Below are 16,183 nucleotides of genomic sequence, written 5' to 3'. Positions count from 1 at the left end.
TTGATTCATTCGTCACCCTGAATTCATTTCAGGACCTTTCTAATTAGATGCTGAAACAAGTTCAGCATGACGATTATTTTATAGTTAATTAACTTTTATTCCTTTAATATTTAATTGCAAACGTTTCTTATCACGCCACACATTTTCCTCTAACGTATAACAAACCGAAAACGGCACCTTTGGTTGTAAAAGATTTTGAAATTCGGCCAACCCGAATGCAATGCCTTCAAAAATAGGCGAATTTTGTTGTTTTATATTAATTTTTAAATGATTTTGACCAACAGCCATGGCGTGCTGTGCGAGATATACATTGTGGGTAACAAAAATAGGCGCCATATTTTCGGGTCCGAATGGCCCCATTTGTGATAAAACGCGATAGAATTTACCATCAATCTGTGCCAGATCGATTTCGGCATCAATCCTGATCATCGGTGTAAGCAATTCCTCTGTAATACTGGCCGATACAATTTCTTCAAACTTATCAGCAAAGGCATCTACATTATGTTGTTGCATGGTTAAACCTGCGGCAAATTTATGCCCGCCATATTGATCCAGTAAATCGGCACAACCGCTTAAAGCCTCATACAGATCAAAACCAATTACTGATCGGCAGGAACCAGCTACATGTCCGTTAGATTTTGTTAATACGATTGTAGGGCGATAATATTTTTCAGTTAAACGTGAAGCTACGATTCCGATTACCCCCTTATGCCAGTTCTCGTTGAAAACGACGGTAGTTTTTTTATTGATTAAAATATCACTTTCGCCAATTAAAGCCAAAGCCTCGCGGGTAATGTCCTGATCGTATGTTTTGCGCTCAGTATTTTTAAGGTTAATCAGTTCACTCTGCTCCAATGCGTTTCCATCTACCTGGCAAAGCAGCATGGCAACTGCATGTTTAGCATGGTCTATCCGTCCGGCGGCATTAATCCGCGGACCTAAAGTAAAAACCACATCGGTAATGCTATAGTTTTCGGTTTTGCCCGAAACTTCCATCAGGGCACGTAAACCTTCGCATGGATTTGAGTTTAGCTTTTTTAAGCCATAATAGGCTAAAATTCTATTCTCGCCCACTACCGGAACAATATCGGCAGCTATGCTTACCATTACCAGGTCTAAATATTGCAGATAAATATCTTTAGGGAGCTGATGTTTTTCCGCATATGCCTGTGCAAGTTTAAAGCCTATACCGCAACCGGCCAGTTCTTTAAAAGGATAGGCGCAATCAGCACGTTTAGGATCTAAAACGGCGATAGCCCGCGGCAATTCATCTCCTGGCAAATGGTGATCGCAGATAATAAAATCGACACCTAAAGTATTGGCGTAATCAATTTTATCGATAGATTTTATTCCGCAATCTAATGCAATGATGAGAGAGAAACCGTTTTCGTTAGCATAATCTATTCCTGCAGTAGAAATGCCGTAGCCTTCTAAGTAGCGATCGGGAATATAATATTCGATGTTTTTAGTGAGCTGCGAAAAAAAACTGTAAGCCAGTGCAACCGAAGTTGTTCCATCTACATCATAATCGCCATAGATCAGTATTTTTTCATGGTTGGCCAATGCGGTTTCTATACGGGCAATAGCAACATCCATATCCTTCATGATAAAAGGATCGTGAAGATGATCCAGATCGGGTCTAAAAAAATCTTTTGCCTGATCGAAATCACAGATATTCCGTTGCACAAGTATCTGTGCAAGTGAGCGATCTATATTGAGTTGTTCTGCTATTTTATTTACCGTAGCATCATTGCAATCTGATGCCAGCACCCATCTTTTTTCCATTTATTCTGTCTCCGAACAGTAAATATACATTTTAATTGGATATGATGGAGGCAATATCTAATGGGTTGGCGAACAAAACCTTTAAAAACAAAAAGTTAAATTTTACCTCGAATTTCCTGGATAGGCCTGATAAAGTTTTATCAAGTGTGCTTTCTGGTCAGCATATTTTGCATCATCAACCAAATTTACGCGCTCTGCCGGATCCCATGATAAATTATAAAGCTCAGTAAGTTCTTTATTATCCTTTTTGGTAATCCTCAATTTCCAATCGCCATCTTTTACACCTTCCAAAACATAGTTGTGGTAATAGATCGGGCGGTGAGGTTTAGCATTGTTTTTACTGGTTAGCAGGGCTGAAATAGATTCACCGTCGTATACTTTTGCAGGCAATTTGCTCTTGGTCCACTCGGCCAACGTAGGAAAAACATCCAAATTTGAAATGGGTTTAGTTAATTGCGTATCGCTAAGGGTATGCCCTTTCCAGTACACGATAAAAGGAACACGGTGGCCACCTTCGTATGACATTCCTTTCGATCCTCTAAAAACCCCAGCTGAGCCCACATGGTAGAACTTGGTAAAACCATCGTACATGCGCTGTGGTGCGTTAATCCACGGACCGTTATCGCTTGTGAAGATAAAAACGGTATTGTCTGCCTGCCCTGATGCGACCACCTGTTTCCAGATTGCAGCCAAACCGGCATCCATATCTTCGATCACATCACCCAGCTCACCGCCTGCCGAAGGTGTTCTTCTACTTTTTTGCGCTGCAAAAGCTACAGGCAGGTGTGGCATATTTTGCGCCAGGTAAAGAAAAAACGGTTTTTTAGCCGCAGCACTTTGTTTAATGAATTTGATCGATTCGCGGGTGTAAGAACTTGTTAAAATACTATCATGTGGTTTATAGATCTCTGGTTTGGTATTCCTAAATATCTTGATTGTCGTATCGGTTTTAACATAAGGCGCTCTGTAATCGTGGCTATATAAAAGGCCATAGAACTCATCAAATCCCTTTTTATTTGGCAGCGAAACACCATGATCACCCAAATGCCATTTACCCACCAGTGCGGTGGCATAGCCTGATTGTTTAAGCATTTGTGCAATGGTAATTTCATCTTCAGGCATACCACGTTTATCGCCCGGACCTATTGGCCATGGCAAATCCATCCTGCTACAGTATCTTCCAGTGAGCAATGATGCCCTTGACGGTGTACAGGTTGGTGAAGTGGTTACGAAGTTTGTAGCTTTTATTCCTTTAGCAGCCATTCCATCCAAAAATGGTGTTTTAATCAGCGGACTTCCATAACAAGAAATATCAGCATAACCCATATCATCAGCCAGTACAATAATTACGTTTGGTTTTTGCTGTGCTTTTAACTGTATCGAAAAACTACAAGCCAGCAGAAAAATTAAGATTCGGAGATTCATGCCTGAAATTTAAGTATCATATTTTACAAAAAAAGGAAGTATCCAAGCTTTTACCAAAACAAATACTCAAGTTTAGATTGTTACCTTTGTAGAAACATTAAAGATCTACATTTTGCAAGTCCACACCCTATTCGAAGGCACCTATTCTGTTGATGCGACAAAGAAATTTGTTCCTTTTGACCCCACTATACATAACTTTAAAGATAGACCCGCATCACTATTTATCAATGTTCAGCCATTTTTAGTTGAACTGAAGAATGATCTGATTCTTTTCGACACTGGTTTAGGATTTAGCGATGACCATGGCGAACTGATTCTGCATAAAAATATCCGCAATGCAGGTTTCGATCCTACCGATGTAACCAAGGTATTAATGTCGCACTTACATTACGACCACTCTGGGGGTATGATCCATAAACAGGGAAATGATAAAGTTGAACTCAGTTTCCCCGATGCGGAATATGTGATTAACCGTGGCGAATGGGAAACGGCATTTAGCAGCACTTCATCTTCTTACCATACCGATATTTTCGATTTTGTTCAGCGTAACGCACAATTAAAATTTGTAGAAGGCGATGGCGCATTGGATGAAACCATTGCTTACGAATTTACAGGTGCACACTGTCCCAACCACCAGGTTTTCCTTTTAACAGAAGGTAAACAAAAGGTATTTTTTGGTGGCGATGTACTGCCTGAACCTGAAGAACTGGTTAAAAATTTTATTGCCAAATACGATTTCGATGGCCGCAAAGCGATGGAATTACGCAAAGAATTTGGTAAAAGAGCAGCCGAAGAAAACTGGGAGTGTTTGTTCTACCATGGTAAAAGCGCAGCAACTGGTTTTGTTGATGCTATTGAAGGCGGATTTAAGATTAGGTAGTTTAGGGTTTAGGGTTTAGGGTTTAGGTTTTAGGTTTTAGGGGAAACAGACCAATAGTGGATTTAGTATAAGTTAAAAAATCCGATTTATTATTTTGCTTAAATTGTGGTTGGCTAAAGCCTAACCACAATGAAATTCATCATCACCTGATTTACTTACCAATCATTTATTGTTGCCTGCTTCAGCTGGCACAAAAAAAGCCTCGACACATGCCGAGGCTTTTCCTTTTTCCGAGACGGAAATAATTATTTTTTAGCTACCAATTTAACAGCTAATTCGAAGTTATCGTCAATTGCTTTGTCTCCAATGCTATCGAAGAATGATTTAGAACCGTATTTGATGTCATATTTAGTTCTATCAACAACGATTTTACCTGCTAAAGCCGAAGCTGTACCATCTGCATTTACAGTTACTGTTGCAGGGAAACTTAATGGCTTAGTGATGCCTTTGATGGTTAAATTACCTGATACCGTTACGTTTGCTCCTGAACCAGCAACTTTAGTAATTACGAAAGTTGAAGTTGGAAATTTAGTTGTACCGAAGAAATCGTCTGCTTTTAAGTGACCTTCTAATTTAGCGCTTCCATCAGCATCTTTAATTGAAGTCATATCAATTACAAATGTACCACCAGTTACACTTTTACCGTTAACGGCTAAGGTACCTGATTGTAAAGCTACAGTTCCATTGTGAGAACCTGTTACTTTTTTACCAACCCAAGTAATGGTCGATTTTGCTGCATCTACAGTATAAGTTACTGGTTTAGTTGGGTTTTTAAAAGCTGACAGTGCTACAACTGCCACTAATAAAAAAATTGAGCTAATTTTTAATTTCATTTTCTGGTTTTTTAAAATTTGATACAAATATAGACTAACTCCCGATCTCTTGTTATTGACCTATGTTAAGTTTTTTCAAAAATAATCGGATTTATTTAAAATCATTCTATTGACTGCATAATTATAGCAATGGTTTAATTTGTTTACTTTTTAATGTGATATACAAAGGTAGAAGGCGGAAGGTTTAAGGTAGAGGGCTTCCTTGGCATCGCCTAAAAAATGCAAACATTTGCTACCTACCTATCATGCTTAATTTTATTCTATACTGTTCATAGAAAAAATAATCTTCTATATTTAGAAAATAATATCAGACGCTCATGAAAAATAAAATTTACGCCTCATTATATTTATTCAGCTTATTATTTATTGCAACAGGCTGTAATTTCAACAGTGCTTATTTAAACCGCGAAGAAGATAAAAAAGAAGGGGAGAAAGTAGCCGATCAGTTTTATGCGCTACTTCAGCAAAAAGATTTGAAAAAATTAAGTCCGATCCTTAGCAATCAATTTAAAGCAGTAACCAGTATGCAAAAATTAAATGACTATTTAACCGGGACTGTTAATAAGCTGGGCGAGATAAAAAGCAAAAAATTAGATCATTGGGAAACGAAAGTGATCAGAGGCTCAAATCCATCTGCAAATTATGTACTATATTATGTTGTAGAAAGGACAAAATTTCAGGCAAAAGAAACCCTTACCTTAACCGCAGAAAACGACCAGATTAAAGTTTTAGGCTACAATGTTAATTCTGAAGGTTTATTCAAATAGGAAGAACGCTGAATCTGTAGTGATATTAAAATCGGCAAAGAAAACATGGCCAAGAAAAATTTACCCGATAATTTAAAAAATGGCATTGAAGCACTTTCAGGTATTTCAATGGATGGAGTGAAAGTACACACGAATTCAGATAAACCTGCGCAATTAAATGCTTTAGCCTATGCCAAGGGTGCTGATATTCATTTTGCTGCCGATCAGGAAAAACATTTGCCGCATGAGGCATGGCATGTAGTGCAGCAAAAACAAGGTAGGGTTAAACCAACAGCACCACTAAAACCCAACATAAATGTTAGTGATGATAGTTTAGAAAAAGAAGCTGATGAAATGGGGGCAAAAGCAACCAATACTTAATCGTAGGTGTCCGAGTTGCTTATAACTTCTACCCAAATTAAATATTACTCCCGCCTAATTGGTTTGAACTTCAAACTTTTTATCCTAAACCTGACAGCAGCGAAATCCTTTTTGTTTGCACTTATAGTAAAAGATTGCTTCGTCTTACCTCCTCACAATGACGATAATGAAGAGCAGGTGCTACAAAAAGATTGAAGCGAATGGCAGGACTGTAGCCTCCTATGAAAAACTGGCATTCATTTCCAAAAAAAAAATCTGCAAGTTTTATGAAACGATTTCATAAAACTTGCAGATCAATATGTTCGTGAGGGCACGAGCCTGAGCTCAAAATTTTTCTAAATAGATTGCCACGTCGTTCCTCCTCGCAATGACGATCTGGAGTAATTAAGGCGATGGAAAAGAAAACCCTAAACCCTCAACCTTCCCGCCTTCTACCTTACTAAGGAACGATCTCTTCTAAGTAACTCTCAATCGGTGGACAAGCACAGATTAACGCCCTATCGCCATGACTATCGTTAACACGACCAACTGAAGGCCAGAACTTGCGTTCTAACACATATGGAAGCGGGAACGCAGCTGTTTGACGGCTATAAGCATGATCCCATTCGTTTGCAGTAATTACCGAAACCGTATGAGGTGCATTTTTTAATGGATTATCAGTTTTATCTAAAGTACCGTTTTCTACAGCCGTAATTTCGTTTTTAATCGCAATTAAGGCGTCACAAAAACGGTCTAACTCATGTTTAGGTTCCGATTCGGTAGGCTCAACCATCAAGGTACCCGCAACTGGGAACGAAACTGTTGGGGCGTGGAAACCATAATCCATTAAACGTTTTGCGATATCGGTCACTTCAATTCCGAAAGCTTTGAAAGCACGGCAATCCAAAATCATTTCGTGCGCACAACGACCCTGAGCACCTGAATAAAGCACCGGATAGTGTTGCTCTAAACGCGCTTTCATGTAGTTTGCGTTTAGAATCGCATATTTTGTGGCGTTGGTTAAACCTTCAGCACCCATCATAGCGATATAAGCATGAGAGATAATCAAAATCGAAGCCGAACCCCATGGCGCAGATGAAACTGCAGAAATAGATTTTCCTTTATCAATATCAACCACAGCATGACCTGGAAGGTAAGGAACCAGGTGTTTTGCCACACCGATTGGGCCCATACCCGGACCGCCACCACCGTGGGGGATACAGAAAGTTTTGTGCAAGTTTAAGTGACAAACATCGGCACCGATATTAGCCGGACTTGTTAAACCAACCTGTGCATTCATATTAGCACCATCCATATATACCTGTCCGCCATTAGCGTGGATGGTTTCGCAGATTTCGATAATGCTTTCTTCGAACACACCGTGAGTAGATGGATAAGTTACCATCAAACACGATAAGTTGTCTTTGTGTAATTCTGCTTTCGCTTTTAAATCTTCAACATCGATGTTACCGTTTTCTAAAGATTTTACTACGACAATTTTCATATCGGCCATAGCAGCAGAAGCAGGGTTTGTTCCGTGTGCCGAAGCAGGAATTAACGCTACATTACGGTGGAAATCGCCTCTATCGTGGTGATAAGCGCGGATAACCATTAAACCAGCATATTCGCCCTGAGCGCCAGCATTTGGCTGTAAACTCATTGCGGCAAAACCGGTAATTTCACTTAACCATTTATCCAGTTCATTAAAAACTGAATAATACCCCAATACCTGATCGGCAGGTGCAAATGGGTGGATGCGACCAAAGTGAGACCAGGTAACCGGAATCATCTCTGCAGTCGCATTTAATTTCATGGTACAGCTACCCAAAGCAATCATCGAGTGGCAAAGCGATAAATCTTTTGCTTCTAATGATTTGATATAACGCAACATTTCGTGCTCTGAATGGTGCAGATTAAAGATTGGGTGTGTTAAATAAGCCGAAGTACGTTGTAACGATGCAGGGATAACGGTTTCTACATTTTCTACCACTTCAACCTGATCGGCAGCAATGGCTTTAACTTTAGCAAAGATTTTAGCAATTAAAGCTACATCTTCGAAAGTGCTGGTTTCATCGAAAGAAATAGTTACAACGTTACCATCATAATTTAAGTTGATTTCATTATCGATACATCCTGAATGGATACCACCTTTTAAATCGCCTAAATCGAAACGTGTGGTATCGAAATAAGCTGAGTTTAACTGCTCAAAGCCTAAACCTTTTAACGTAGAAGCTAAACTGATGGCCAAACCGTGTGTACGCTCTGCTATTGCTTTTAAGCCTTTCGGACCGTGGTAAGCTGCATAAAAGCCAGCCATAATAGCTAGCAATGCCTGCGCAGTACAGATGTTTGATGTTGCTTTATCTCTACGGATGTGCTGCTCGCGGGTTTGCAAAGCCATACGTAAAGCATAATCGCCGTGACTATCAATCGTTACACCGATAATACGACCCGGGATGTTACGTTTATATTCTTCTTTAGTGGCAAAAAATGCAGCATGTGGTCCGCCAAAACCCATTGGTATACCTAAACGCTGTGTAGTTCCAACTACCACATCAGCTCCCCACTCGCCTGGAGGCGTTAACAAGGTTAAGCTTAAAATATCGGCAACTACCGTTAATTTAATATTTTGATTGTGCAATTCCGATGCAAAGTCTTTGTAGTCAAAAACTTCACCGTTCCCTGCCGGGTATTGAACAATTGCACCAAAGAAATCTTCAGTAGCTACGAAATCTAAATGACTTCCAATAACCAGTTCAATGCCGTAAGGATTAGCTCGTGTTTTTAAAATATCGATCGTTTGAGGGAAAAGCAATTCCGAAACGAAGAACTTTTTAGCCGCCTGGTTTTTACGCAGGCTATATTGCATAAACATCGCTTCAGCAGCAGCAGTACCTTCATCTAATAAAGATGCATTGGCAATTTCCATTCCGGTTAAATCGATAACCATCGTTTGGAAATTTAACAAAGCCTGCAAACGGCCCTGTGCAATTTCTGCCTGGTATGGTGTATATTGTGTGTACCATCCTGGGTTTTCGAATACATTACGTAAAATTACACCCGGGGTAATGGTATCATAATAACCCTGCCCGATAAAGCTTTTGAAAACTTTATTCAACAATGAAGTTTGTTTTAAAGCACCAAGATATTCAGTTTCTGATTTCGCTGCAGGCAAATTTAATGGCTGTTTTAACCTAATTGCCGTCGGAACAGTTTGTTCAATCAGCTCATCAATAGAATTTACGCCAACAGCTTGCAACATTTCGACTGTATCTGCCTCATTTGGTGCAATATGACGATTTTGAAAATCTTCCTTGTAATGGATATTTAAGCTCATGCGGTATGAATAATAAATTTGCGTGCAAAGGTAGCAAAAACGAAGCTGTATTTTGCTATATATCAGTGTAAAAAAGGTGTATTATTTGCCGTTAAAAGCGACAAAATAGGTAGATTTTGTGCACAAATAAGAAGACAAACGTTTGTTCATTTTTATTTGATTAACTCATTATTGGGAAAGTGATGGCCGTTCCGAAATTTAAGTTTGTCGACATGGTCAACTTCAATCTTTTAGCATCCTGTTGAGCCGAATCGATAAGCAGCCGCAACGTAAAATATCAGCTACCAAAGGAAAGGAGGAAAGCATTTTCGTAAATTTGAAAGCACCTACTTACCCTGTGTTCTTTTATGTCAACTTATAAAAATAACGTCGCACTTTTAGTTCATGCCTGCGACAGTTATGAATTTCTTTATAAAGGTTTTGATTACACTTTCTCCAAAAACTGGGATTTTAAAATACAATGCAATTATTATTTCGCTACAGAAATAAAAAACGCTGATGTGAATGGTTTTACAAACATCAAATCGGGCAAAGGCGAATGGTCCGATCGCCTGGCAACGTTGTTAGGTAATATAGACGAAGAATATGTGCTCTATTTCCAGGAAGATATGTGGTTAAGCAAACCCGTAAATCCTAAATTCTTTACAGTGCTGTTCGAACAGGCAATTGAAAACAATTGGCAACAGGTTAAACTCCATAGTTCTGGTGTTTACAAAACTAAAGAAACCGCTAATTTTATTGAAGGATTTAATATTGCGGAGATCGATAATGAGGCGTCAAATTATTTAATGTCGCACCAGATTACCCTTTGGAAAAAAGATTTTCTGCTTGCGCAACTTTATAAAAAAGAACATCCATGGAGGAACGAGCGCAAAGGTACTAAGAGATTGAAAAAATTAAACCCGATTATTCTTCACGTCGATTACTTTGCAGAAAACGGCGCGGAGGAAAACAATAAAAATAAAAAGCCGTCTGAACGGAGCGAGTATTATGCCGTTTCGTTTAACAGCACCTTAAATCATAACGCCATTCGGTTTATCGAGGTATTAAAATCAGGTAATCAGCCTCAAAAAGATTATGCTGCAGAACTGCTAAACCATTACGACAACAATTTAACCCATAACGGAAAGGAAAGGCCTAAAAAAGAAGATTTGTTTAAAAAGCTTAAAACCTATCTGTGGAAAAAGAATTCGTAATAATTTTTGCATAGCATACGGTTTGAAAAGCAATGGCTGTGCTAAAATTCAAGTTTGTTCCCGCCATCCGCTACAATCTTTTTGCTACTTCCCTGTCATACTGAAGCTTGCTGCAAACAAAAAGGATTTTTGCTTCTGTCGGGTTTAAAAACAATGGAAACTGCAAGAAACAAAGGTTGTATGGTGCAAATGCCAATCAATACTTGCGGCCAACAAAAGCCAACCGCAAGGAGCTTGTTATTTCGTTAGCAAAGTATTTACGGCAGCCACAAGTTGTGCTTTGTCACTTGGTCGTGGGGCTTTCATCGTGTTTATATTTCCTTCTTTATCAATTAAAATATAGGTAGGAAAACTGTTTATCGAGAATCTGGTCTCGATAATATTTTGCTGGGTTTCTGGCAAGCGGTAATGAACGGCATTTTCACTAGACAATTCGTATTCTTTAATAATATTCTTCCAACCTTCTTCCGGAGAATTATTGGCGAAATACATAAACACAACATCTTTTCCCTTTAAAGCTTCTTTAACCGGTTTCACAAAAGGCATTTCGCCTTTGCAGGGGGCACACCATGTACCCCAAAAGTCAACATAAATTACTTTTCCTTTATAAGGTTTAATTAGCTCAGCAAAGAGCGAATCTGCATTTTTTGCATCTTTTAAATGATCCGTTCTCTTTAAACTTTCCTTGTATTCCACATCAACCTTCGACATGTTTTGGTAACTAAGCTGGAGCTTCTCAATTTCATTTCGATAAAAATCATTTTTTAAGTCGCCAATAAACCGCGCAAATACAGTATCTGGCATTGCAGTATGTTTACCCTCAAAATATTTATAAAAACCACGTGCTATAAGACCCGCGCTCAAATCTTCGTTTTCAATACCCTTTGCCACCCTTAATTCTTTATCAAAAACTTTAAAAGCCAGTTTTTGATCTGCCCGCTCTATAATCTGTTGTTTATAAACCCTCCTTACACTATCTGCCAATTTTCGTTTTTCAGGAGAAAAGTCCTTCAAAAGCCCTATATATTTTAGTGAGTCTTTAGTTGACCCAATTTTATTCAATTCGATCTCAGCGAGCATCGCCTCCTTTTCCTTACCTGATAAATGAATCTGTTTTAAATAAATCATTTCAGCAAGCACATCGTCCCATTTAACAGAATTTCGTTCATTCGACGCCAAATAAGCAAAGTAATCTCTTTTAAACATTGAAAAATCCCTAACCAGCGTAAAAGGTTTAGGTGGGTTGTTTTTATACAAACTATCGCTAACAAAACTGATAAACGGTTCCGGAAACTTCTCTTGATTTAGGGTAAATTTTTTCTGCATTAAATCAAATCCCATTTTATACTTGTAACCTTCTGACACAAAATATTTAAAGCGGTTGCTTGCATTTTGGTACTTTGCCAAGTGTTTATTCAGGTATTCAATTGCTTTTTGATGTTCATTCTTACTGATGGATAAAAAAGATAATAAATCAGCATTTCTTCTGGCATTATAATCACGCTCTGTGATTCTTGAGTAAGGGCCATAATACTTGTAATTCAGTAATTCATTATGAAAACCGGCATTATCGCCCATAGCACTCCTAACCTGTATATTAAAATCTTCAAAATAAAAATAATGTTCACCTGGTTCGATCACGTCAATAACTCCATTCCTATCCCAGTCTAAAAAAACCTGAGTAGTATTTAATAAAGGAATTTTGACCGTAAAAAAACCATTGTTATCTAAATCGCCATAGTAATTCACCTGCTCATCTTTTAAATGATCAGTAAAACCAACTGAAAAAGGTTTATTACTTGTTGGGTTTCTTAAATAACCGGTAATAACTGCGGTGTCAACTTTGGCAAAATGACTGTCTTTAAATGCTGTTGCATCTTTTGTACTGCTGGCTTTAAATTCTTTTTTCAGCAGGTATACATCGCTTTTACCTTGCTCGTCGACCAATTGGGCAATGCTATCGTTTTTCGCTGTAAATTGAATATTTCTCTCCTTGCCATCTTTAAGAAGCGTAATTTTTAAACTTTTTCCATTTTTATTGATGCTTTTATAGGGATAAACCTGCTGATTGTAGATCGCAAAGTCTTCAAAAAAACCATACTGCCATGCGTTGGTTTCATCGTTTATCCAATTACCCAAGAATTGGTATACTAAGGGATTCTTAGCAATAGGGGAATAAATTTTCGGTCCCTCAAGGCTGTTTACCTTTAATGCTTTAACCAATTTATGTACATAAACCATTCTGCAGCTATCTTTATCTTTCAACAAAAACCGATCTTCCTTATCCATGTAGTTGCCAGCCCATTCAATGTCCCATTCCTTATTTTGATAAAGCATTTTATGTTTGGCAGTGATGTAAAAATCGGAATGAGATGGTGTACTCACCCATTTTCCAAAATAGTATGATGGGATTTCGCTTTTGTTATAAATTTTAATGTCAGGATCAGAAGCACTCCATGTACAAGAAATCTCTTTTTCCCACTTATTAAACTTCAATAAGGATTTACCTTCATTTGGTGTTTTAATTTCTAAGGTTAAAGGGTTTTTATCTCCTGTATTGAGCCACATTTTGTAGGTCCCATTATTATTTTTTAGACTGTCAACTTTATACATCCGATAATTATACTCGACATAATTATCATTAATTAATGTGCCGTTCCAGTTCCCTACTTTTGTTATTTTATAACTCCAAAAACCATGGAGATTTTTGGGTACAATAGGTTTTGCTGCTAAAGGAAATACATGAAAGAAGAAAATAAGGGTGAGGAGGTGAGCTAGATTTTTCATGGTTAATATTTAGATTAGACCATGAAGGTATCAAGTTTTTAAACTTAAATTCCTTAAAAAATGTTAAAAAACAGATAGTTGCATTTCTTAGGCCAAAACAAACGTTTGTTCATTTTATTTGATGAGCTGATGATTTTGAAAAGCAATGGCTGTGCTACAATTCAGATTCGTTCCCGCCATCCGCTACAATCTTTTTGCGGCACTCCACGACACTATCGTCATTGCGAGGAGGAACGACGAAGCAATCTTTTAACGAGCATGGAAACAGAAGGATTTTCGCTTCTGTCGGGTTTAAAAACGTCGGGGGCCTACAAGAAACAGAAGTTGCAGGGTGCAATAGGGATTAGGCTTTTATCTTTCAGCTTTAGTCTTTAAATCTACTTCTGCACTTTCCAACCTTCATCTTTACTCAGCTTTAACTTATACGTTTTGGTAATGAAGTTGCTGTTTTTATTGGCATCTTTATCAAAGGGTTCAAAATCAGTTGTTGTCATTTTAAGCGATACCGTAACCTTGGCTGTACTGGAATTTACCTGAGCAAAATCTACAGGCTTTTCATCGGCTAAAACATATTCTACAACTTTTACGGTTGCTTTATCGCCATCTTGTTTTAAAACCAATGGACTTGCTTTGTCGGTTAAGGTAATTTGGTAAACGAAACTGCTATCTTTTGAAAGGAATTTCTTTTTTGCCGCTTTCAGGTCTAATGTCACCAAACCTTTGCTTGCTAAAGTTTTATATTTACCAAGCTCAAACATATCGTTTGTACTGTTAAATTTTATTTCTCCAAAATTGAAACGTGTAGTTTTGTATTCAGGATTAGCTTTTAAATAATCAGTGATCACTTCTCCGGCCTCATCCTGGTTAATAGTAGTTTTGGTTTTACATGCGGTTAATCCGACGATGATAAAGGATAAAATATAAATAGTAAGTTTTTTCATGTGTAAATGCTTTATGCTTTTTAAAGATATTTATTTTTTCAATAAGTCGGATATCCGAGGTCCGAAAGTCGGAAGATTATTTATCGCGTACTTTAACCTTACACCCTCAACCTTCCTACCCTCCACCTTTTTTCAAATATTTAAGATTTGGCAAAACCATGGCCGATAAAATTACCACAACACCAACCCACCTTAAAAACGATACCTGCTCTTGCAGCACAAAACCCGCCATCATTACAGCAACGGGCAACTCCGCAGCGCTTAATATCGAACTTATGGCAGTTCCGATTCTGGGCACGCCTTCTGCGTAAAATAAAGGTGGAATAACTGTGCCAAAAACGGAGATAATCAGTCCCCATTTCAATAAACTACCATTTAAAGCGCCATTAAATAAGAATGTTGGCGGAAAAATAACGAAGATCAATATACAGGCACCGGTAATCATCAAGGCACTTTTTTGCAATGGGGCATATTCATTTCCAATCCGGCCACTCAATAGCAAAAAGCCTGCATAAGAAATTGCAGCCAATAAACCGAAAACAATCCCTTTTAAATCCATGCTCTTAATACTTGTTTCCGCCATTCCGCTCGCCAAAACGGTTCCAGCTAAGACCAGCAGGATTGCCAGGAACTGTAAGCCTGTGGGCTTCTTTTTAAAAACAAGGTATTCCATTAAAATACTCATCCATATAAACTGCATTAACAAAATGATGGCTACCGAATTTGGCACAAGCTTTACGCATTGATAATAAAACACACTCACTAATCCAGTACATGTTCCTGCCAACACCATTTTCCACCAAGGGGTTTTAGGTACAATCGCTTTAGCTTTATAACCAACTGTTCTGCTTTGGAAGAAAAATAGCACCCATAAAATTACAGCACCAAAGAAAGCCTGAGCACCTGTAACATCGCCCAGGGTATAACCTTCGTGATAAGCCAGTTTAACAAAAGTAGAGAGGATACCAAAACTGCAGGCACCGAAAAAAACAAGGAGGATTCCTTTTAACATATATTTTATTGTTTAACCGCAAAGGACACCAAGGATTTCGCAAAGAAGCGAAGCACTTGATTAAACCGACGAACCTAACTTTGCGTTCTTTGTGCCCCTTTTCTTTATAGTCTTTGCGGTAAAAAACTACGCCAGTTGTTGTAAATATTTCTGAATGGTAGTTTCCAGTCCCAGATAAAGTGCATCGCTAATGAGTGCATGACCGATTGAAACTTCTAATAAACCTGGGATGCTCTGAGCAAAATAATGAAGGTTGTGTAAGTCGAGATCATGCCCGGCGTTAATTCCCAAGCCCAATTTGTTGGCATGATGTGCCGCAGCAACATAACTTATAACAGCTTTTTCGCGATCGGCAAAATAATTATGTGCATAAGCCTCGGTATATAATTCAATCCGGTCTGTTCCGGTTTCTACCGCGCCTTCCACCATCTCTACAACCGGATCTACAAAAATAGAAACACGGATACCTTCCTTTTGGAAAATTGCAACCATTTCTTTCAGGTAATCTTTATGTTTAACCGTATCCCAACCGTGGTTAGAAGTAATCTGACCTTCGGCATCAGGTACGAGCGTAACCTGGGCAGGTTTGTTCGCCAAAACCAGATCAACAAATTTATCTTCTCTGCAATTTCCTTCAATATTAAATTCTGTCGCAATAACAGCCTTTAAATCATAAACATCCTGGTAACGGATATGACGTTCATCAGGCCGTGGATGCACGGTAATTCCCTGCGCGCCGAAACGCTCGCAATCTAATGCAACCTTAACCAGATCAGGATTATTACCTCCACGACTGTTGCGGAGTGTAGCAATTTTATTGATATTAACCGATAACTTTGTCATGCAGCAAAGATAAGGCTTTGCCTTTGTTATTCTTAAAC

12 protein-coding genes are annotated in these 16,183 nt (G+C 38.4%); 4 read left to right on the top strand and 8 right to left on the bottom strand.

The features are described 5' to 3' along the window. Positions 1–84: 84 nt before the first annotated feature. Positions 85–1,785, bottom strand: a complete 1,701-nt coding sequence (gene recJ / locus AC1RJ8_RS05170) for a single-stranded-DNA-specific exonuclease RecJ (RefSeq protein ID WP_492952822.1) — start codon at positions 1,783–1,785, stop codon at positions 85–87. Between the two features lie 102 nt (positions 1,786–1,887). Further along, a complete protein-coding gene (locus tag AC1RJ8_RS05165) occupies positions 1,888–3,210 on the bottom strand; it encodes a sulfatase-like hydrolase/transferase (RefSeq protein ID WP_492952821.1) in 1,323 nt (440 codons plus the stop codon). Between the two features lie 112 nt (positions 3,211–3,322). On the opposite strand from AC1RJ8_RS05165, the gene AC1RJ8_RS05160 reads away from it, so the two are divergent. Further along, entirely contained in the window at positions 3,323–4,090 is a 768-nt protein-coding gene (locus AC1RJ8_RS05160; protein ID WP_492952820.1) for an MBL fold metallo-hydrolase, read from the top strand. Positions 4,091–4,335: 245 nt separating this feature from the next. Here AC1RJ8_RS05160 and AC1RJ8_RS05155 read toward each other — a convergent pair whose 3' ends face one another. Next, a complete protein-coding gene (locus tag AC1RJ8_RS05155; protein WP_492952819.1) occupies positions 4,336–4,923 on the bottom strand; it encodes a YceI family protein in 588 nt (195 codons plus the stop codon). 317 nt (positions 4,924–5,240) lie between these two features. On the opposite strand from AC1RJ8_RS05155, the gene AC1RJ8_RS05150 reads away from it, so the two are divergent. Both AC1RJ8_RS05150 and AC1RJ8_RS05145 read left to right on the top strand, forming a co-directional pair. Further along, the gene (locus AC1RJ8_RS05150) at positions 5,241–5,690 is read left to right on the top strand and encodes a hypothetical protein (RefSeq protein WP_492952818.1); all 450 of its coding nucleotides are present in this window, start codon (positions 5,241–5,243) and stop codon (positions 5,688–5,690) included. Positions 5,691–5,735: 45 nt separating this feature from the next. Then, a complete protein-coding gene (locus AC1RJ8_RS05145) occupies positions 5,736–6,050 on the top strand; it encodes an eCIS core domain-containing protein (RefSeq protein ID WP_492952817.1) in 315 nt (104 codons plus the stop codon). A gap of 439 nt (positions 6,051–6,489) precedes the next feature. On the opposite strand, the gene gcvP is transcribed toward AC1RJ8_RS05145, so the two are convergent. Further along, positions 6,490–9,366, bottom strand: coding sequence for an aminomethyl-transferring glycine dehydrogenase (gene gcvP / locus AC1RJ8_RS05140; protein WP_492952816.1), 2,877 nt, complete (start codon positions 9,364–9,366; stop codon positions 6,490–6,492). 347 nt (positions 9,367–9,713) lie between these two features. Between gcvP and AC1RJ8_RS05135 the strand changes: the two genes are divergently transcribed. Next, positions 9,714–10,562: a hypothetical protein gene (locus AC1RJ8_RS05135; RefSeq protein ID WP_492952815.1), complete on the top strand. Its 849-nt coding sequence runs from the start codon at positions 9,714–9,716 to the stop codon at positions 10,560–10,562. Between the two features lie 237 nt (positions 10,563–10,799). Here the strand turns inward: AC1RJ8_RS05135 and AC1RJ8_RS05130 are convergent, their stop codons facing one another. The 4 genes from AC1RJ8_RS05130 to AC1RJ8_RS05115 form a co-directional block, all read right to left on the bottom strand. After that, positions 10,800–13,349 carry a thioredoxin-like domain-containing protein gene (locus tag AC1RJ8_RS05130; RefSeq protein WP_492952814.1) on the bottom strand — a complete coding sequence of 850 codons (2,550 nt, stop codon included), beginning with the start codon at positions 13,347–13,349 and terminating at the stop codon, positions 10,800–10,802. 377 nt (positions 13,350–13,726) lie between these two features. Beyond that, positions 13,727–14,290: a hypothetical protein gene (locus tag AC1RJ8_RS05125; protein ID WP_492952813.1), complete on the bottom strand. Its 564-nt coding sequence runs from the start codon at positions 14,288–14,290 to the stop codon at positions 13,727–13,729. 115 nt (positions 14,291–14,405) lie between these two features. Continuing rightward, positions 14,406–15,302 carry an EamA family transporter gene (locus tag AC1RJ8_RS05120; RefSeq protein WP_492952812.1) on the bottom strand — a complete coding sequence of 299 codons (897 nt, stop codon included), beginning with the start codon at positions 15,300–15,302 and terminating at the stop codon, positions 14,406–14,408. 126 nt (positions 15,303–15,428) lie between these two features. Further along, positions 15,429–16,145, bottom strand: a complete 717-nt coding sequence (locus AC1RJ8_RS05115) for a pyridoxine 5'-phosphate synthase (protein WP_492952811.1) — start codon at positions 16,143–16,145, stop codon at positions 15,429–15,431. Between the last annotated feature and the right edge of the window lie 38 nt (positions 16,146–16,183).

It is taken from the genome of Pedobacter sp. GW822-FHT03F06, assembly GCF_058801365.1.
The sequence above is the reverse complement of the archived record's forward strand: the minus strand, read 5'-3'. Positions and strand labels throughout refer to the sequence as shown.

Bases quoted from the DNA above. Each gene is read 5' to 3' on its own strand.
- recJ (WP_492952822.1), bottom strand. From the start codon at position 1,785: ATGGAAAAAAGATGGGTGCTGGCATCAGATTGCAATGATGCTACGGTA.
- AC1RJ8_RS05165 (WP_492952821.1), bottom strand. From the start codon at position 3,210: ATGAATCTCCGAATCTTAATTTTTCTGCTGGCTTGTAGTTTTTCGATA.
- AC1RJ8_RS05155 (WP_492952819.1), bottom strand. From the start codon at position 4,923: ATGAAATTAAAAATTAGCTCAATTTTTTTATTAGTGGCAGTTGTAGCA.
- AC1RJ8_RS05150 (WP_492952818.1), top strand. From the start codon at position 5,241: ATGAAAAATAAAATTTACGCCTCATTATATTTATTCAGCTTATTATTT.
- AC1RJ8_RS05145 (WP_492952817.1), top strand. From the start codon at position 5,736: ATGGCCAAGAAAAATTTACCCGATAATTTAAAAAATGGCATTGAAGCA.
- gcvP (WP_492952816.1), bottom strand. From the start codon at position 9,366: ATGAGCTTAAATATCCATTACAAGGAAGATTTTCAAAATCGTCATATT.
- AC1RJ8_RS05135 (WP_492952815.1), top strand. From the start codon at position 9,714: ATGTCAACTTATAAAAATAACGTCGCACTTTTAGTTCATGCCTGCGAC.
- AC1RJ8_RS05130 (WP_492952814.1), bottom strand. From the start codon at position 13,349: ATGAAAAATCTAGCTCACCTCCTCACCCTTATTTTCTTCTTTCATGTA.
- AC1RJ8_RS05125 (WP_492952813.1), bottom strand. From the start codon at position 14,290: ATGAAAAAACTTACTATTTATATTTTATCCTTTATCATCGTCGGATTA.
- AC1RJ8_RS05120 (WP_492952812.1), bottom strand. From the start codon at position 15,302: ATGTTAAAAGGAATCCTCCTTGTTTTTTTCGGTGCCTGCAGTTTTGGT.
- AC1RJ8_RS05115 (WP_492952811.1), bottom strand. From the start codon at position 16,145: ATGACAAAGTTATCGGTTAATATCAATAAAATTGCTACACTCCGCAAC.